An 18,338-nucleotide genomic window follows, 5' to 3' on the forward strand; every position below is an offset into this window, starting at 1 on the left:
TGCGCGTCGCGGGCGCTGGCCGGCCGGCCAGCGCCCACGGCCGACCCGACCCGCGACCCGCCACCGACCTGCCGGCCGACCAACGAGAGGTTCCGATGAAAGTCGACGCGCCGTCCCACCCGCCCGTGGCGGCGCCGCGGGGGCGAGCGCGTCCCCGCGGCCGCCGGGCCCTGCTCGGCTGGCTCTACGCGACACCGACCACGCTGTTCGTGGTGGCGCTGTTCGTCGTCCCGCTGCTGCTCGTGGTCAGGATGTCGCTGTCGAGGTGGCCGCTGCTCACCGGCGACCAGGGCATCAACGCCCCCGACAACTTCGTGAAGGCGATCAACCACCGCTTCTTCACCGACTCGGTGGTGTTCACCGTCAAATACACGGTGCTCGCGACCGTACTGCTCCTGGCGCTCGGTCTGGGGCTGGCCCTGCTCGTGCAGGAGTCGAGCCGATGGAACAACCTGCTCCGGGCGTCGTTCCTGATCCCCAGCGCCCTGGGCCTGGCCTCGGCGTCCCTGCTGTTCTACGTCCTCTACTCGCCGTACGCGAGTCCGCTGGCGCCGGTGATGGACAGCCTGGGCATCACCTTCCTCGGCTCACCCAACGCCGCCCTGTTCTCGACGATCTTCCTCATCGTGTGGCGCTACGCCGGCTTCTACATGGTGCTCATGCTCGTCGGCCTGCAGGGCATCCCGGCCGAGGTGTACGAGGCCGCCCGCTCCGACGGCGCCACCCGGTGGCAGATCTTCCGCAAGATCACCCTGCCGCTGCTGCGCCCGACGCTCGCCCTGACCACCGTGCTCTGCGTGACCGGCTCCCTGCTCGCCTTCGAGCAGTTCTACATCCTCACCAAGGGCGGCCCGGACAACAGCACGATCACCGTCGTCCAGCTCATCTACATGGTGGCCTTCCAGGGGCAGAACGACCTCGGGGTGGCGGCGGCGCTGTCGGTCATCGTGCTCCTGGCCCTGATCCTCATCAACGCGCTGCAGATGCGCGCCTTCCGGTCCGAGGAGAGCTGAGCCGATGGCCGTGGTTTCCGATTCCACCTCGACGACCACCGCCGGCGGGCCACCGCCGGCCCCGGCGCCGGCCGGTCGGCCCCGGCGGGCCGGGTCGTCCGGTGTCACCATCGCCGGAATCGCCTTCCGGACCCCGTACTGGGTGCTGACCGGCGCGGTCGGACTGATCTTCCTGGCCCCGCTGCTGTGGACGGCGGTCGCCTCGGTCTCGCCGCAGGCCGGCACGAACCAGGTCGACGGCTGGGGCTTCGGCAACTACGTCACCCTGGCCAACTACCAGGCCGGCGTCTGGCGCTACCTGGCGAACTCGACCTTCGTCTCGCTGCTCACCGTCGCCCTCACGCTGCTGATCTCCCTGCTCGGCGGCTACGCGTTCGCGCGGTTCCGCTTTCCCGGCCGCAACATCCTCTTCCTGCTCACCCTCGCGATCCTCATGGTCCCGTACGCGACCCTGCTGATCCCGCTCTACGTGCTGCTCAACGAGGTCGGACTGGAGAACTCGCTGGTCGGCGTGGCGCTCGTGCTCACCATGTTCCAGCTGCCGTTCTCCACCTTCCTGATGCGGATCTCCTTCGAGGCGGTGCCCCGCGAACTCGACGAGGCGGCGCTGGTCGACGGCTGCTCCTCGTTCAGCGCCCTGTGGCGGGTGCTGCTGCCGGCGGTGAAGCCGGGCCTGATCACCGTCGGGCTGTTCGCCTTCCTCGCCGCCTGGAACGACTTCATGGCGCCGCTGATCCTCATCAACGACACCGAACGCATGACCCTGCCGCTCGCCGTGTCCAACCTGCGCGGCCAGGTCCAGGGCGTCGTCGACTACGGGGCGACCGAGGCGGGCGTCGTCGTCCTCGCCCTGCCGTGCATCGTCCTGTTCCTGCTGCTCCAACGACACTATGTGCGCGGCTTCATGTCCGGCGCCCTGAAGGGATGACGATGACCGGCACCGCACCCACGGCCGCGCCCGTCCTGCCGAACCGTGGCCGGTTCCGGCCGCTCGGGCTGGCGGAAGTCCGGATCACCGGCGGCTTCTGGGCCGAGCGTCAGTCGGTCAACGCCACCGCGACCCTGGGGCACATCGAGCACTGGCTCGAGCGGGAGGGCTGGATCCGCAACTTCGACCTGGCCGCGCGCGGCGATCTCGGCCACGGCCGCCGGGGACGCGAGTTCTCCGACTCGGAGGTCTACAAGTTCCTCGAGGCGATGGCCTGGGAGATCGGCCGTGGCGGCGACGCGGGTCTCGAGTCGAGGTTCCGCGCCGTGGTGCGGCGGGTGGCGGCGGCGCAGGAGCCCGACGGTTACCTGAACACCAAGTTCGGCCGCCGCGGGCAGGAACCGCGCTGGTCCGACCTGGAATGGGGCCACGAGCTGTACTGCGTCGGTCATCTTCTGCAGGCCGCGGTCGCCCGGGCCCGGACCCGGCCGGGCGCCGACGACGGGCTGCTCGAGGTGGCCCGCCGGGCCGCCGACAACGTGTGCGAGACGTTCGGGCCGGCCGGCATCGACGGCCTGTGCGGACATCCCGAGATCGAGACCGCGCTGGTCGAGTTCGCCCGCACCACCGGCGACGACCGCTACCTCGCCCAGGCCGCTCTCTTCGTCGACCGCCGGGGCCACGGCCGGCTCAGCGACATCGAGTTCGGCCGGGAGTACTTCCAGGACGAGATCCCGGTCCGGCGGGCGACCGTTCTACGTGGACATGCCGTACGGGCGAACTACCTCGCCGCCGGCGCCGTCGACATCGCCGTCGAGCTGAAGGACGCCGCCCTGCTGGACGCCGTACGCGACCAGTGGCGCAGCACCGTGGCCCGGCGCACGTACGTGACCGGCGGGCAGGGCTCCCGGCACCAGGACGAGGCGTTCGGCGGTGACTGGGTGCTGCCGCCCGACCGGGCCTACTCCGAGACCTGCGCCGGCATCGGCTCGGTGATGTTCGCGTGGCGGCTGCTGCTCGCCGACGGTGATCCCCGCTACGCCGACCTGATCGAGCGGACCCTGTTCAACGTGGTGTCGACGTCGCCGTCGGCGGACGGCCGGAGCTTCTTCTACACCAACACCCTGCACCGCCGGGAACTCGGCACGGAGCCCGACGCCGACCGGCCCAGCCTGCGGGCGGCGGCGTCGCTGCGGGCGCCGTGGTTCGAGGTCTCCTGCTGCCCGACCAACGTCGCGCGCACCCTGGCCAGTCTGACGTCGTACGTCGCGACGGCCGACGACGAGGGGCTGCAGCTCCACCAGTACGTGCCCGGCACCGTCGCGTACCGCCTCGCCGACGGGCGGGAGCCGCGGGTGACGGTGGCGACCGGCTATCCCCACGACGGGCGGATCCGGGTGCGGATCGACAGCGACGACGACCGCCCCTGGGCGCTGTCGATGCGGGTGCCGGGGTGGGCGGTGCGGGGCGCGACGGTGACCGTGGACGGGCGGACCCGGCCGGTCGGCCCGGGGGTGGTCACCGAGCGACGGGTGTGGCGGCGCGGCGAAGAGGTCGTCCTGTCCCTGCCGGTGGCGCCCCGGTTCACCTACCCGGACGCCCGCGTCGACGCGGTCCGGGGCTGTGTCGCGGTGGAGCAGGGGCCGCTGGTGCTTGCCCTGGAGTCGGTGGACGTCGCGGGCGTCGACACGGTCGACGACCTGTACGTCGACACCGGTCACCCGCCCCGCCTGGTCGACGGTCGGGTGACCGTGCGCTGCCGGCCCGTCCACCAACGCGACCTGGACTGGCCCTACCACGCCGACCCCGCGCCGGCGCCGGCGGACGCGGAACCCGACGAGGTGCCGCTGGTCGAATACCACGCCTGGGCCAACCGTGGCCCCTCGACGATGCGGGTCTGGCTGCCGACCGCCGGGTGACCGCCGGTGGCCCCTGGTGCGGTCCGGGCCACCGCCGAATGTTAGCGCTAACGCGCCTCCCGTCATCCACACATCACATGCCGCTCGGACCACCGCCAAGGTGCGGCGCTGGTGGCACCGCAAACGCCCGCCGCACCGGTACAGGAAGGAAGAACATGAGCCGTAGACGCGTGAGAAGGGTGCCCCTGTGGGTCGCCCTGGCCGCGCTGGTCGTGGGAGGAGGGGTCGGCGTGTCGTCTCCGGCGCACGCCGCCAGCCCGATCCTCCCCGGCAACGAGGGTGATGTCGGTGTCTACACCAACGGACAGAACCACGTCATGGAGATCGGCGATCCCACCTACAGCAACGCCGGGGACGTCGCCAACCAGCTGCGGCCCGGTGTGCCGTTCACCGCGGCCAACATGCACCAGTCGATCTTCGAGAAGGATCTCGCCGCCGGCGGCACCGACTACTACCTCGACCGCGTTCTCGGCGTCCACGGAACCCTCGGGTCGGCGGTGCTGATGACCCGGGGCCGCACCCTCTACATGCGCGGCGCGAGCAACAACAACTTCACCACGATGGGCTTCGCCGGCAGTGCCTACGTCGGCGGCCCGAACAACCTCGGCAACCTCTACACCGTCACGGTGCCCGGCCAGACCGTCGCCGAGGTCAACGCCAACCGGTTCAACGCGCCGAGCCACGCCAGGAGCCGGTACACGATCGGCGGCACCGGCGTCACCGCCGACCTGACCAAGTTCATCACCTACGACAACGTCGCGGTCACCGCCATCGACTTCACCAACCCCGGCGGCGCCCCGGCCACCTTCACCGTCCGGGCCGCCTCGCCGCTGGCGACCCAGGCCGGCGCGGGTCCGGCCGAGCTGACCGGCACCCGCACCATCACCAGCGGCTCCAACAACGGCACCATCGACACCCCGTGGGACACGATCCGGGTCGACCTGACCGGTGCCGGGTTCACCCGTACCGGCGCCAACCTCGACCGCGAGGTCACCGTGCCCGCCGGTGGCACGGTGTCGCTGGCGGTCGTCGGCGCCGTCTCCTCGGCGACGCTGCCGCAGACGGTCGAGAGCTACCGGCAGTACGCCGAGATGGCCCCGGGGCAGGCTGTCCGCACCGGCATCACCGAGTTCAACCGCCGCTGGGCGCAGGACGTGCCGTACATCGACGTCCCCGACCCCGCGCTGGAGAAGGCGATCGTCTACCGCTGGTGGGGCGAGCGGTACAACTCGCTGGACGCGAACGCGTCCGGCCACGTCTACCAGTATCCGACGACGATCGAGGGGGTGAACCTCTACCAGAACGCCGTCGCGCTGACCCAGCCGATGCACCTGCAGGACACCAAGTGGCTGCGCACGCCCTACCTGCCGTACGGGCAGATCCTGAACATCGGCGAGTTGTCCGGCTCCTCGGCGTTCCTCGATAGCCCGGGGCACACCAGCTGGAACAACCACTACTCGCAGTACCTCGGCACCGCCGGGCTGGAGGCGTACAACGTGCACGGCGGCGGGCCGGACATCGCCCGCAAGTTCGCGCACTACTTCGAGGGTGACGGCGTCGGCCAGCTCGAGCACTACGACGGCAACGACGACAAGCTCATCGCCTACTCCAGCAATTACATGCCGGGCAACGACTCCGACGCCATCACCTTCGGCTTCCCGCGGGTGAACGGCGGCGCTCCCGGCGCGGCCACGATCGAACGTCCCGAGTCGGCGTACGTGTGGGGTGCGTTCGAGGCCGCCCGCCAGCTCTACCAGATCTCCGGCGCCGACCAGGCCAAGATCGACGAGATGGGGGCCAGCGCCGACGGCATCCGCGACGCGATCCTGGACCGGCTGTGGAGCCCCGACATGCGGATGTTCCTGGCCGGCACGTCGCACGGCGCCACCAGCGCGGCCAGCTCCAACGGCCGGCCCAACCCGCTGCCCGCCTCGGCCCGGGACCTGATCCCGGCCAAGGAGTCGAACCTCTACGACGTCTACGCCGAGAACCTGATCCCGTACGACCAGTGGCAGACGTACGTCGACGGGTTCCGGTTCCTGACGTACGGCGACAACTTCCCGATCTTCCCGTTCTACACGGCCAACCAGTACGACCGGGCGGCCTACGGGATCGGTGGCTCCAACAACTTCTCCAACATCAACTTCACGGTGCAGTACCGGGGTGTCCGGTCCGCGCTGCGGCACTACGACCCGGAGCAGAAGTACATCACCCCGCAGTACGCCAAGCGGCTGCTGGACTGGATGGCGTGGAGCATCTACCCGGGCGGGGACCTGCGGGTCGCGAACCAGGCCGAGTACTACTCGAACTGGAACCCGACCACCAGGAGCTTCGGCCGAAACAACCCGAACCACATCATGCTCGGCAACATGAACTACATCTTCGTCGAGGACATGGCCGGCATCCAGCCGCGTTCCGACGACAAGATCGAGCTGTGGCCGATCGAGTTCGGGTACGAGCACTTCATGGTCAACAACCTGCGCTACCACGGGCAGGACGTCACGATCGTCTGGGACCCCGACGGCAGCGAGTACGGCCTCGGCGCCGGCTACAGCCTGTTCGTCAACGGCGCGAAGAAGGTCAGCACCGACAAGCTCGGCAAGCTCACCTACGACCCGAACACCAACCAGGTCCAGGTCGCCGACGGCCTGACCGTCACCTTCACCGCGCCGACCGGAAGCAGCTTCCCGGCCGCCGTGGACACCCCGATCGAGGACGAGCGGGTCGTGGCGTACCTGCGCACGGCCGGCATCGACCTCACCGAGGACGCGCCGAACCTGGCGACCGGCGCCGGCCTCAGCTCGTCGTACACCCAGCAGGGGGTGCGGCCCACGCCGTGGCGGCAGTTCCACACGCCCGGCTGGAGCAGCACCGCGATGAACCACACGCCGGGCGCCATCAAGGAGACCGAGCGGCCGGTGTCCCTGTCGGCGGTGACCGACGGTGTCACCGCCAACGAGCCCTACTGGGGCAACTACGGCGCCACCGAACGCAACGGCTACATCGAACTCGACCTCGGATCGGCGAAGTCCTTCGACAACGTCAAGGCGTTCTTCGTCAGCGACCGCCAGGCCGGCGGCTACCGTGAACCCGCCCGCTGGTGGGTCCAGGTGCCCGACGGCAACGGCGGCTGGCGGGAGGTCCCCGGGCAGTTCAAGAACCCGGTCGTCCCGTCGGCGAAGTTCAACGAGGCGCTGTTCGACACCGTCACCACCGACAAGCTGCGGATCGCGTTCACCAACAACCCGACCTTCTACACCGCGATCACCGAGATCCAGGTGTTCGACTCCGGACGCGACGTGCCACCGGTGGCCAACCAGGCGCCGGTCGTCACCGCCGCCCGGGACGGCACCGGCGACGGCAACCTGTCCACCCGGCTCGTCGGCACCGCCACCGACGACGGCATCCCGTACGACGACGAACTCACCTTCGGCTGGGAGACCGTCTCGGCGCCGCAGGGCGCGGGCGTCATCTTCTCCGACGCCGGCGCGCTGGCCACCCGGGTCACCGGCACCGTCGAAGGCGACTACGTGTTCTGGTTCTTCGCCGACGACGGCGAGAAACGGTCCGAGACGACCGTGGCGGTGACCCTCACCGAGCGGGATGTCGTTGCCGAGTTCGGGGCCACGGCGACGGTCAGCACCAGCGGCACCACGTCGTGGGAGAACCACCAGCGGGTCAACGAGGCCAGCACCCCGAACAGTTCGAACCCGGGCTCCGGCAACGGCTGGGGCAACTGGAACCTGCCGCAGAACGGCACCAGCCCGGCCCGGGAGGCGTGGATCCAGTACGCCTGGGCCAGCCCGGTGCGGCTGTCGTCGACCGGCATCTACTGGTACGACGACAACGGCGGCACCCGTCGCCCGACGGCCACGACGTACGCGGTCGAGACGTCCACCGACGGCACCACCTGGACGCCGGTCACCCTCGCCGAGGGCTCGACGTACGCCGGTGCCCTGGCCACCAACACCTACAACAACCTCGAATTCGCCCCGGTCACCACCAGCTACCTGCGGATCCGCATCTGGGGCGTCCAGGGCAGCGGGGCCGGCACCGGCGTGCTGCGCTGGCGCGCCAACGGCGAGACCGTCGACTCGGTGCGCGCCCCGGTGCTCATCCGCACCGCCGTCGGCCAGGTGCCCACCCTGCCGGCCACCCTCGACGGGATCTACACCAGCGGCGAACGCGGCACCGTCGCGTTCCGCTGGCAGGAGATCACGCCGGAGATGGTCGCCGAGCCGAACGTCGACCCGTTCGTGGTCTACGGCACCAACGACGCGTACGGGCTGATCGCCGAGGCCCGCGTCTACGTACGCCCGGAGATGTCGACCGGCGGCATCTCGATCCAGGGCGCCGAGACGTTCGAGCAGTCCGTCGACGTCGGTGAACTGCCGTACCTGCCGGACAAGGTGGAGGTCTCCTACAACGACGGCTCGCGGGACAACCAGGCCATCGGTGTCGAGTGGAACTTCGACGAGAGCATCGTCGACACCCCCGGCCGCTACACCGTCACCGGAGACCTGATCCTGCCCGACTACGTCAGCGAGGCCGGCGCCACCCGGACCACGCTGACCCTCACCGTCGGCGACCCGCCGCAGCCCCCGGCCTGGGACGTCGAGGTCCAGGCGTACACCCAGTGCCTGGGCAGCAACGTCTACCTGCGGGTCAACGCCCGCAACGCCGACGACACGCCGCTGACCATCGAACTGGTGACGCCGTACGGGTCGCGCACGGTGTCCGGGGTCGCGCCCGGACAGTCCGCCTACCAGGCGTTCAACACTCGGGCCAGGTCGGTGCCGGCCGCGACCGCGACGGTCCGGGCCACCGGAACCGTCGACGGTCAGCCGGTGACCGTCGAGACGGCGGCGTCGTTCGGCGCACTCAGCTGCGGCTAGCCGCTCGCGTGGTGGCGGCGTCGCCGCGACGCCGCCACCACCCCCTTAGCGAGAACGAGGAGACCGACACCGTGAACACCTCCGTGGTGCGCGGCGCCGCCGCCCCACCGACACCCCGGCCACCGCGCCGGTTCCGCACCGCGGCCGCCGTGGCGACCGTCGCCGGGCTCGTCGCCGGCACCCTCGCCGGCCCCGCCGCGCCGGCCCTGGCCGCCGAACCCGACTCGTACACGTTCACCAACACCGTCAACCCGATCCTCGGCGACGGCAGCTACTACTCGGCCGACCCGGCGCCGGTCGTCGTGCCCGCCGGCGCCCCCGGCAACGACACCGGCCGCGACCAGCTCTACATCTACACCGGCCACGACCAGGCCGGACCGTCCACGAACGACTTCATCATGAACGAGTGGGGAGCGTTCCGGACCACCGACGTCGAGGCCGGGCACTGGACCCACTTCCCGTCGCTGATGCGTCCCGAGGCGGTCTTCGCCTGGGCGACACCCGGCCGCGCGTACGCCGGCCAGGTGGTCCGCGGCGTCGACGGCCGCTACTACTGGTACGTCCCGATCCACGAGCGCGACAGCCCGGCGTCGGACAAGTTCGCGATCGGCGTGGCCGTCTCGGACAGCCCGACCGGCCCGTGGACCGACCACGCCGGCGGGCCGATCATCTCCCAGCGGGTGCCGACGGCCAACAACATCCACAACATCGACCCGACGATCCTCGTCGACGGCGAGGCCCCCAACCAGCGGGTGTACGTCTGGTGGGGCTCGTTCAGCCAGTTGCGGATGCTGGAGTTCCAGCCGGACATGAAGACCCCGATCGGCACCCCGCGCACCGTCACCGGGCTGACCGGCTTCTTCGAGGGCGCCTGGATCTTCAAGCGCGGCGCCACCTACTACATGGCGTACGCCGGCAACAACGCCGGCCCGACCTCGCAGTGCACCCCGGCGAACTACCACGCCTGCATCGCGTACGCGACGGCGTCCGCACCCGAGGGGCCGTGGACCTACCGGGGCACCCTGCTGCGGCCGGTCTCCTCCACGACCAGCCACCCGGGCATCCTGGAGTTCGACGGCCGCTGGTACCTGGCGTACCACACCGCCGACGCGGTCGGCGGCGGCCACTTCCGCCGCTCGGCGGCGATCGACCCGCTGGAGTGGGACGACACCCAGACCCCGCCCCGGATCAAGCTCGTCACACCCACCCCGGCCAAGGGCCGCGACCTCACACCCCGGCCGAACATCGCGTACGAGGCGCGGGTCACCGTCTCCAACGAGCCGGTGCCCGCCCAGTACTGGGTCAAGGCACTCAACGACGAGATCGTCCGGTCAAACCCGCTGCCGCCGGACATGTGGGGGACCTGGACCGGCAACAACCCGCCCCAGCAGTGGGTGCAGTACACCTGGGACCAGCCGGTGCGGATCTCCGGCTCGCAGATCGAGTTCTGGAACGACCAGCCGCAGGGCAGCGGCGTCGGCGTCGCCGCACCCGCCCGCTGGCGCATCCAGTACTGGGACGCCGGCGCCGGGCAGTGGGCCGACGTGCCGAACCCGAGCGGCTATCCGACCGGCACCCAGGGCTTCCAGAACACCACCTTCGACCCGGTCACCACCACCCAGGTCCGGGCGGTCTTCGACGCCTCCACCAACGGCAGCACGTACTCCGGCGTGGCGGTCGAGGAGTGGAAGATCCTCGCCGCGCAACCGGAGGCCGTCACCCCACCGGCGATCACCGTCGAGGTGGGGGAGCGGGACCTGCCCGGCACCGTCGACGTGACGTACGGCGCGCAGACGCTGCGGCTGCCGGTCTTCTGGGACCCGGTGACAGCCGAGAACGTCGCCGAGCCCGGCACGTTCACCATCCGGGGCACCGTGCTCGGCTACGCCGCCGACCGCGTCGCCGCGCAGGTCACCGTCGTCTCACCCGACGACACCGAGGGCGACGAGACCCCGCCGACGCTGACGCTGACGCCCAGCGGCAGCGCCGGCAGCGCCGGCTGGTTCCGCTCCGCGGTGTGGGTCCGCGTCGCCGGTGTCGACGACCGGGGCGGCCGGCTGACCATCCGGTCGCGGGTCGACGACGGCGAGCCGGCCGTCGCGACCGACGTGCGGCACGTCGACGTCGAGGTCACCGGAGACGGCGAGCACACCGTCACCGCGACCGCGACCGACCGCGCCGGCAACGTCTCGGCACCGGCCGACCTCGCCGTACGCGTCGACGCCACCGCACCGGCCAGCACCGCCACCGTCGACAGCGCCACCCGCGCGGTCACGGTGACCGCCAGCGACGCCACCTCCGGCGTCGCCCGCATCGAGTACGCCATCGGCACCGGCGCCTGGACCGCGTACACCGGTCCGATCGCCGCGCCCGACCAGAACCGGCACACCGTGTCGTTCCGCGCGCTCGACGTGGCCGGCAACCTGGAGACCGCCCGGACGGTCACCGTCCCGGCGGACCTGTCCGGGCCGCTGACCGGAAACATCGGGCCGATCGCGACCCCGACCGCCTCCTACACGGCGGGCTGGAACAGCGTCACCGCGCTCAACGACGGCGCCGACCCGGCCAACCCGAGCCAGGCGCAGATCTGGGGCACCTGGTCGGGCAACCGTCCGGCGACCCAGTGGGTGCAGTACGACTGGAGTCGCCCGGTCCGGATCACCGGCACCGAGCTGAAGTTCTGGCGCGACGCCAACCCCGGCACCGGCGACGGCGTCGCCGCGCCCGACGGCTGGGTGCTGCAGTACTGGGACGAGGCCGGCGCGGCCTGGCGGGACGTTACCGGCGCGTCCGGCTACGGCACCAGCACCACCGCCTTCAACACCGTCACCTTCGACCCCGTCACCACGCCCCGGGTGCGGGCGACGTTGCGGGCCAACGGCAACGGCACCACCTACTCCGCGGTCGCGGTCACCGAGTGGCGGGTCCTCGCCGACGACCCCGGCGTCCAGGCCGAGGTGCCGGTCACGGTCACCGTCACGCCCCGGTGCATCGCCGGCCGGGCGTACGTCGCCGTACAGGCCCGCAACGATCACGGCGCACCGGTGGACGTCGCGCTGGAAACCCCGTACGGCATCCGGTCGTTCGCCGACGTCGCGCCGGGCGCCAACGCCTACCAGTCGTTCACCGCACGGGCGGCCACGGCGCCGGCCGGTTCGGTGACCGTACGGGCCACCGGGGTCGTCGACGGCCGGGACGTCACCACCACCCGCACCGCACCGCACCCCGGCGTCGACTGCGCCGGCTGACCCGCCAGCCCCGATCACGAATCACTTGGAGCAGACCATGAACACACGCAAGCGCCAGCACCTGCTCGCGGCCTGTGCCGCCGGCGCCCTGCTGGCCGGGGCGGCCGTGCTGCCGTCGCCGGCCATGGCCGAGCCCGGCGACAACGCCGACGTGGAGGTGACCGTCGACATCGACGAGATCACCGAACCGGGCGTGCTCGCGATGTCGATCGCGGGTGACTCCGTCGCCCTGACCGAGGACGGCTCGACCCTGCTGGTCCGCCAGTTCGTCGGCACCCTGCCGACGGTCACCATCACCGACACCCGGACCGCCGACGAGGTGCCCGAAGGCGCCGCGTGGGCGGTGCTGGGCAGCGCGACCGACTTCGTCGGCGACGCCGGCCAGGCACCGATCGGCGCCGGCCACCTCGGCTGGAAGCCGCGGCTGATCGACGGCGGCGGCACCGGCCAGGTCAGCGAGGGCGAGGAGGTCGTGACCGTCCTCGACGAGCCGACGCAGCCCGGCAACAACGTCGGTCTGGTCGACCAGGAGCTGCTGGTCTCGACGTTCGACTCCGGGGGCGCCGCCGGTGACGCGTACTCCGTCGACGCCGACCTGTTCCTGCGCACCCCGGCGGACGTCGCCGCAGGCTCGTACACCTCGACGCTGACCCTGTCGCTGTTCGAATGAGGCACCGGTGGGGGCCGTCGTACGGCGGCCCCCACCGCACCCCTTCTCCCACCGGAGGCCCGCCATGATCCGAACCCTGCCGCGGCTGCTCGCCGTGCTGGCCGCGGTGCTCGTCACCGTGCCGATCGCGCCGGCCGGCGCGCTGGCGGAACCGACGCTCACCTGGGCGGTGCAGCCGGCCGACGGGAACGGCCCCGACGGCCGCCGGTGGATCGAACGCACCCTCGACCCGGGCCAGGTCGTCACCGAACACCTGGCCGTACGCAACTTCAGCGACGCCGCCGCGACGTTCGCGCTGAAGGCCGCCGACGGCTATCTCACCGACAAGGGACGCTTCAACATGCTCCCGTCCCACCAGAAGTCGACCGACGGCGGCACCTGGATCGCGGTGCAGGAGACGGTCACCGTCGGGGCCAGGCAGACGAAGGTGGTGCCGTTCACCATCACGGTGCCGCGCGACGCCACGCCGGGGGACCACCCGGCCGGCATCGCGGCGACCGTCACCAGCACCGGCGACACGGTCGCCGTCGAGAGCCGGGTCGGGTTCCGGGTCATGCTGCGCGCCAGCGGCACGATCACCGCGAGCCTGGCGGTCGGCGACCTCACCGCCACCTACCGCCCCTCGTGGAATCCGTTCTCGGCCGGCACCGTCGACGTCGGCTACACCGCGACGAACGACGGTAACGCCGCGGTGACCGGCCGGGGCCGGGTGACGGTTCCGGGGCTGTTCGGCCTCGGCGGCCGCACCGTCCCGGCCGACATCGAGGAGACGCTGCCGTCCGGCAACCGCCGGATCGAGGCCCGGGTCACCGGGGTCTGGGCCGTCGGGCCGCTGCGTACGGCCGTCGACGTCATCCCGGCCGTCCTCGGCGGCGACCCGGCCGGCGCCGAGATCCGGCCGGCCTCCGCCACCGTGACGGTCTGGGCGGTGCCCTGGTCGCAACTGGCCCTCGTCGTCGTCCTGCTCGCCCTCGTCGTGGCGGCCCGGACCGTGATCCGGCGACGCCGGCAGCGGCTCGCGCGGCTGCTCGACCGCGCCCGCGAGGAGGGCCGGGCACAGGCCCGGGAAGCCACCCTCGCCGGCAGCCCGCCGGGTGCGCCCTGACCCACGCCGGAAGCGGCCGGGTCAGTACGAGGCGCGCAGGGCGTCCAGGGTCACCGCGACGGCGGGTTGTGCGGTGGACGGCCGGCGGACCGCGGCGGTGATCCGGCGCGTCACCGGACCGCGCAGCGGGCGGGTGACGACGCCGAAGCGGGGGTCGACCGCGAGGCCCGGCAGCATGGCCACGGAAAGTCCGGCCTCCACGTGCTGCAACGTGAGCAGGTAGTTGTTGAGCCGGCACACGATCCGCGGCTCGAACCCGGCCGCCCGGCACAGCCCGGTCGCCAGCTGCGACATGTAGGAGCCGGCCACGTCGAACGCCCAGCGCTGGTCGGCGCAGGTGGACAGGTCGACGGACTCGCCCACGGCGGCCGGATGGCCGGCCGGCAGGACCATGACGATCTCGTCCTCGCCGATCGGCACCAGGTCGACGGCCGGGTCGAGTTCGGTCCCGACGAAGTCCGTCGTCGTCACGATGACGTCGACCTCGCCCCGGCGCAGCGCCGGCATGCTCTCGTGCGGCTCCAGCTCCAGCACCACGACCTCGACGTCGGGGTGCGCCCGGGCGATCCGGGACACCGCCGGCACCGCCAGGGCGTGCACGGCGCTCTGGAAGACCGCGAGTGTCACCCGCCCGGCCGGTTCGTCGCCGAGCCCGCGCAGTTCGGCCTCTGCCGCGTCCATCCGCTCCAGGATCTCCCGGGCCCGGCGGGCCAGGATCAGTCCCGCCGTCGTCAGCCGCACCCGCCGCCCGGTGCGTTCCAGCAGCTGCGTACGGGTCTCCCGCTCCAGGACAGCCAGCTGCTGGGAGACCGCCGACGGGCTCAGGTTCTCGTGCGCGGCGACGGCGCGGATCGTGCCCAGCGCCGCGAGGTCGGCGAGCAGGCGCAGCCGCCACGGGTGCAGACTCATCACGGCAGACTGTACGGATCCGCTTAACAGCAGCGGAAGTTTTCCGCGATGGACGTGACGCTCGGCCGTGCCTACCGTCGGCGCATGGACTCCTTCTGGCCGGATGTCGACCGGCACCTCGTCCGCTACAGCGGCGCCGGCACCTTCACCCCCGAGATCATCGAACGGGCCGCCGGCAGCTACGTCTTCACCGGCGACGGCCGGCGCATCCTCGACTTCACCTCCGGGCAGATGAGCGCCATCCTCGGCCACAGCCACCCCGAGATCGTCGCCACGGTCCAGCGTCAGGTCGCCACCCTCGACCACCTCTTCAGCGGGATGCTGAGCCGGCCGGTGGTCGACCTGGCCCGGCGGCTCGCCGGGTCACTGCCCGACCCGCTGGACAAGGTGCTGCTGTTGACGACCGGCGCCGAGGTCAACGAGGCCGCGATCAGGATGGCGAAACTGGTCACCGGCCGGCACGAGATCGTCTCGTTCGCCCGGTCCTGGCACGGCATGACCCAGGCCGCCGCGAACGCCACCTACAGCGCGGGCCGCAAGGGGTACGGCCCGGCCGCCCCCGGCAACCTGGCGATCCCGACCCCCAACGCCTACCGGCCGGACTTCCGTACCCCCGACGGCGAACTCGACTGGCGGCGCCAGCTCGACTTCTCCTTCGACCTCGTCGACGCCCAGTCGGTCGGCAGCCTCGCCGCCTGCATCGTCGAACCGATCCTCAGCTCGGGCGGGGTCATCGACCCGCCGCCGGGATACCTGGCCGCGCTGCGCCGCAAGTGCGACGAACGCGGCATGCTCCTGATCCTCGACGAGGCGCAGACCGGCCTGTGCCGCACCGGCACCTGGTACGCCTTCGAACGCGACGGCGTCGTCCCGGACATCCTCACCCTGTCGAAGACCCTCGGCGCCGGCCTGCCGCTCGCCGCGATGATCACCAGCGCCGACATCGAGCGGGCCGCGCACGAGCGCGGCTACCTGTTCTACACCACCCACGTCGCCGACCCGCTGGTCGCCGCCGTCGGCAACACCGTGCTCGACGTCCTGGAGCGCGACAAGCTCGATGCGGCGGCGGCCGACCTCGGCGCCTTCCTGCGCGAGGGGCTGGCCGACCTGGCCGGCCGGCACGAGGTGATCGGCGACGTCCGTGGGCGCGGCCTGCTGATCGGCCTGGAGCTGGTGGTGTCCCGCGAGACCCGCGAAGGCGCCGACGCCCTCGGTGCCGCGGTCACCCGCCGTTGCCTGGAACTGGGCCTGCACATGAACGTGGTGCAGCTGCCGGGCATGGGCGGGGTGTTCCGGATCGCGCCGCCGCTGACCTGCACCCGCGACGAACTGGTCGAGGGGCTCGACATCCTCGACCGGGCGATCGGCGACGTGACCCGGGGGTAGCCGCCCCGCGCGGTGTGGGGCGACGGCCCGTCAGTCGACGGGTTCGTGGTCGCACCAGTCGAAGCCGACGGTGCCGGCGGCGGCGTACATCCCGATGACCCGGCCGGTGAAGCCGCCGGCCACCTCGGTCGACAGGTAGCGGCCGTCGAGTTCGGCCAGCACGTCGAAGGTGCCGTCGGCCGCCTCGACGCCGAGCCGCAGCAGGTCGGGTTCCCGGCACGGGTGCCAGTCGGCGGGGGAGGAGGCGCGTACGTCGATCCGCAGCCGGACCGCGCCGGCGGGTGCGGTCCGGGTGGCGACCGTCTGGCGCAGCCCGCCGGTGCGGGCGGTGACCCGTACCTCGCCGTCGCCGACCTCGATCCCGCAGTGGTGCCGCTCGTCGAGACGTACCGCGAGACCGCCGCACCCGGCGGTGGCGTCGACCAGGGTGCGTACCCGGCAGGACGGGTGCTGCTGGCGGCGGCCGACGAACACGATGTCGGGTTCGTCGAGCGACCGGCCACAGGCGTGGAGGGTGAGCCAGCCGGGGCGCTCCGTGGTCGACCACGTCTCGTCGGGCCGCGACCGCACCGAGATCCACGCCGGGTGCAGCCGCCCGGCGTCGAAGTCGTCGCGCACCGGTGGCGCCGCGACCGGCCGCGGCGGCCACGGCGGCGCCGCCATCGCCGGCGTGACCTCGCCGACGACCGGCCAGCCGTCCACCCAGGTGACCGGCGCCAGGAACGTCTCGCGGCCCATGACGTGCCAGCCGGGGGTGCCGCCGTGTGGCCGTACGCCGAGCAGCACCATCCACCACGTGCCGTCGGGTGCCTCGACGAGGTCGGCGTGGCCGGTGTTCTGGATCGGGCGGCCGGTGCTGCGGTGGCTGAGGATCGGGTTGGCCGGGCACGGCTCGAACGGCCCGTCGGGCGCCGGCCCGCGCGCGATCGACACGCCGTGCCCCCGTTCGGTGCCGCCTTCGGCGATCATCAGATACCAGTGGTCGCCGATCCGGTACAGGTGCGGGGCCTCCGGTGCCTGGGCGCCGGGCGTGCCGGACCACAGCCGGTGCGGCCGGCCGAACGAGCGGCCGGTCGCCGGGTCGATCCGGATCTGCTCGACCCCGGCGTACGTGCACCAGCAGTCACCGCGCTCGTCCCAGGCCAGGTCCGGGTCGATTCCCGCGACGCCGGGGACGCGGATCGGCTCGGACCACGGGCCGGCCGGGTCGGTGGTGGTGAACACCATGGTGCCGCCGCCCGGCGCGGCGTTTGTCGTGATCAGCCAGAAGCGGCCGTCGTGGTGGCGCAGCGTCGGCGCGTAGACACCGCCGGAGGCCGGGGTGCCGGCCGGCAGGGACAACTGGCTGGGCCGGTCCAGCGCGTTGCCGATCTGTTCCCAGTGGACCAGGTCCCGGCTGTGGAACACCGGCACCCCGGGGAAGTATTCGAAGCTGGAACAGACCAGGAAGTAGTCGTCGCCGACCCGGCACACGCTCGGGTCGGGATGGAACCCGGCGACGACCGGGTTGGTGAACGTGCCGCCGGCCCAGCCGGCCGGAGCGGTCGAGGTGCTGGTGGTGGCTGCTGTCCCGGCCGCGTGCATCCGCTGCCCCCCCCCGAGTCGGCGGTGGTGGGTCCGCGTCTGCGGGCGGCGGGCGCGGACCGGGTTCACCGCGGCCCTGCGACGTCGGAAGGTGTTCCCGGGCGGGTGGCCCGTCGGTGCAGGACGCCCGGAATGCGGCGATGCCAACCATATAGCCGCGGGGATCGATACTCAACGCTCTGATGTGGACGCTCTGCCCGCAGCCCGACCGACAGGCCGCCGGCGTCGCGTGGCGGTGCCTATGCTCCCGGCATGCGGCTTGAGCAGATCACCATCGTGGTGCAGGAGTACGACCCGGCGATCACCTTCTTCACCGGGGTGCTCGGCTTCGAACTCGTCGAGGACTCGCCGTCGCTGACCAACGACGGCCGGCCAAAGCGGTGGGTCGTGGTGCGGCCGCCGGGCGCCGAGACCGGCATCCTGCTCGCCCGCGCCGACGGGGAGCGGCAGCGCGCCGCGGTCGGCGACCAGACCGCCGGCCGGGTCGGGTTCTTCCTGCGCGTCGACGACTTCGACGCCACGTACCGACGGCTGGTCGACGCCGGGGTCCGGTTCGTGACCGAACCCCGCGACCAGCCGTACGGCCGCGTCGTCGTCTTCCTCGACATCGCCGGCAACCGGTGGGATCTGCTCGGCCCGGCCTGAGCCCCGGGGCCGGGGGAATCCGGGCGGCGGGCCGCC

The 18,338-nt window shown here is 72.1% G+C and carries 11 protein-coding genes; 9 read left to right on the forward strand and 2 right to left on the reverse strand.

Annotation, left to right across the window (positions count from 1 at the left end):
- The first annotated feature begins 95 nt into the window (after nt 1-95).
- The 7 genes from QCD66_RS15355 (at nt 96) to QCD66_RS15385 (ending at nt 13,778) form a co-directional block, all read left to right on the forward strand.
- Nucleotides 96-1,013: a sugar ABC transporter permease gene (locus QCD66_RS15355; protein WP_364222311.1), complete on the forward strand. Its 918-nt coding sequence runs from the start codon at nt 96-98 to the stop codon at nt 1,011-1,013.
- A 4-nt stretch (nt 1,014-1,017) separates the two neighbouring features.
- Nucleotides 1,018-1,941: a carbohydrate ABC transporter permease gene (locus QCD66_RS15360; RefSeq protein ID WP_364222314.1), complete on the forward strand. Its 924-nt coding sequence runs from the start codon at nt 1,018-1,020 to the stop codon at nt 1,939-1,941.
- 2 nt (nt 1,942-1,943) lie between these two features.
- Nucleotides 1,944-3,860 (forward strand): glycoside hydrolase family 127 protein, encoded by a 1,917-nt coding sequence (locus tag QCD66_RS15365; protein ID WP_375733508.1) that lies wholly within the window; start codon nt 1,944-1,946, stop codon nt 3,858-3,860.
- Between the two features lie 170 nt (nt 3,861-4,030).
- The gene (locus QCD66_RS15370) at nt 4,031-8,755 is read left to right on the forward strand and encodes an Ig-like domain-containing protein (protein ID WP_375733509.1); all 4,725 of its coding nucleotides are present in this window, start codon (nt 4,031-4,033) and stop codon (nt 8,753-8,755) included.
- A 71-nt stretch (nt 8,756-8,826) separates the two neighbouring features.
- Complete coding sequence (locus tag QCD66_RS15375; RefSeq protein ID WP_375733510.1) at nt 8,827-12,003, forward strand: OmpL47-type beta-barrel domain-containing protein; 3,177 nt, start codon at nt 8,827-8,829, stop codon at nt 12,001-12,003.
- A 37-nt stretch (nt 12,004-12,040) separates the two neighbouring features.
- Nucleotides 12,041-12,673 (forward strand): hypothetical protein, encoded by a 633-nt coding sequence (locus QCD66_RS15380; RefSeq protein WP_357539124.1) that lies wholly within the window; start codon nt 12,041-12,043, stop codon nt 12,671-12,673.
- Nucleotides 12,674-12,737: 64 nt separating this feature from the next.
- Nucleotides 12,738-13,778 (forward strand): WxL protein peptidoglycan domain-containing protein, encoded by a 1,041-nt coding sequence (locus QCD66_RS15385; RefSeq protein WP_375733511.1) that lies wholly within the window; start codon nt 12,738-12,740, stop codon nt 13,776-13,778.
- A 21-nt stretch (nt 13,779-13,799) separates the two neighbouring features.
- Here the strand turns inward: QCD66_RS15385 and QCD66_RS15390 are convergent, their stop codons facing one another.
- Nucleotides 13,800-14,687 (reverse strand): LysR substrate-binding domain-containing protein, encoded by an 888-nt coding sequence (locus QCD66_RS15390; RefSeq protein WP_364222332.1) that lies wholly within the window; start codon nt 14,685-14,687, stop codon nt 13,800-13,802.
- Nucleotides 14,688-14,771: 84 nt separating this feature from the next.
- Between QCD66_RS15390 and QCD66_RS15395 the strand changes: the two genes are divergently transcribed.
- The gene (locus tag QCD66_RS15395) at nt 14,772-16,073 is read left to right on the forward strand and encodes an aspartate aminotransferase family protein (protein WP_375733512.1); all 1,302 of its coding nucleotides are present in this window, start codon (nt 14,772-14,774) and stop codon (nt 16,071-16,073) included.
- A gap of 30 nt (nt 16,074-16,103) precedes the next feature.
- Here the strand turns inward: QCD66_RS15395 and QCD66_RS15400 are convergent, their stop codons facing one another.
- Nucleotides 16,104-17,657: a glycoside hydrolase family 43 protein gene (locus QCD66_RS15400; RefSeq protein ID WP_375733513.1), complete on the reverse strand. Its 1,554-nt coding sequence runs from the start codon at nt 17,655-17,657 to the stop codon at nt 16,104-16,106.
- 252 nt (nt 17,658-17,909) lie between these two features.
- Between QCD66_RS15400 and QCD66_RS15405 the strand changes: the two genes are divergently transcribed.
- The gene (locus QCD66_RS15405) at nt 17,910-18,302 is read left to right on the forward strand and encodes a VOC family protein (protein ID WP_375733514.1); all 393 of its coding nucleotides are present in this window, start codon (nt 17,910-17,912) and stop codon (nt 18,300-18,302) included.
- Nucleotides 18,303-18,338: the final 36 nt, after the last annotated feature.

The sequence above is a fragment of the Polymorphospora sp. A560 genome, assembly GCF_045781765.1.
GTDB lineage: Bacteria > Actinomycetota > Actinomycetes > Mycobacteriales > Micromonosporaceae > Polymorphospora > Polymorphospora lycopeni.

What these genes read in the sequence shown, in the direction of transcription:
- QCD66_RS15400 (WP_375733513.1), bottom strand. Translation starts at nt 17,657, where the DNA reads ATGCACGCGGCCGGGACAGCAGCCACCACCAGCACCTCGACCGCTCCG.
- QCD66_RS15360 (WP_364222314.1), top strand. Translation starts at nt 1,018, where the DNA reads ATGGCCGTGGTTTCCGATTCCACCTCGACGACCACCGCCGGCGGGCCA.
- QCD66_RS15385 (WP_375733511.1), top strand. Translation starts at nt 12,738, where the DNA reads ATGATCCGAACCCTGCCGCGGCTGCTCGCCGTGCTGGCCGCGGTGCTC.
- QCD66_RS15380 (WP_357539124.1), top strand. Translation starts at nt 12,041, where the DNA reads ATGAACACACGCAAGCGCCAGCACCTGCTCGCGGCCTGTGCCGCCGGC.
- QCD66_RS15395 (WP_375733512.1), top strand. Translation starts at nt 14,772, where the DNA reads ATGGACTCCTTCTGGCCGGATGTCGACCGGCACCTCGTCCGCTACAGC.
- QCD66_RS15390 (WP_364222332.1), bottom strand. Translation starts at nt 14,687, where the DNA reads ATGAGTCTGCACCCGTGGCGGCTGCGCCTGCTCGCCGACCTCGCGGCG.
- QCD66_RS15405 (WP_375733514.1), top strand. Translation starts at nt 17,910, where the DNA reads ATGCGGCTTGAGCAGATCACCATCGTGGTGCAGGAGTACGACCCGGCG.
- QCD66_RS15355 (WP_364222311.1), top strand. Translation starts at nt 96, where the DNA reads ATGAAAGTCGACGCGCCGTCCCACCCGCCCGTGGCGGCGCCGCGGGGG.
- QCD66_RS15365 (WP_375733508.1), top strand. Translation starts at nt 1,944, where the DNA reads ATGACCGGCACCGCACCCACGGCCGCGCCCGTCCTGCCGAACCGTGGC.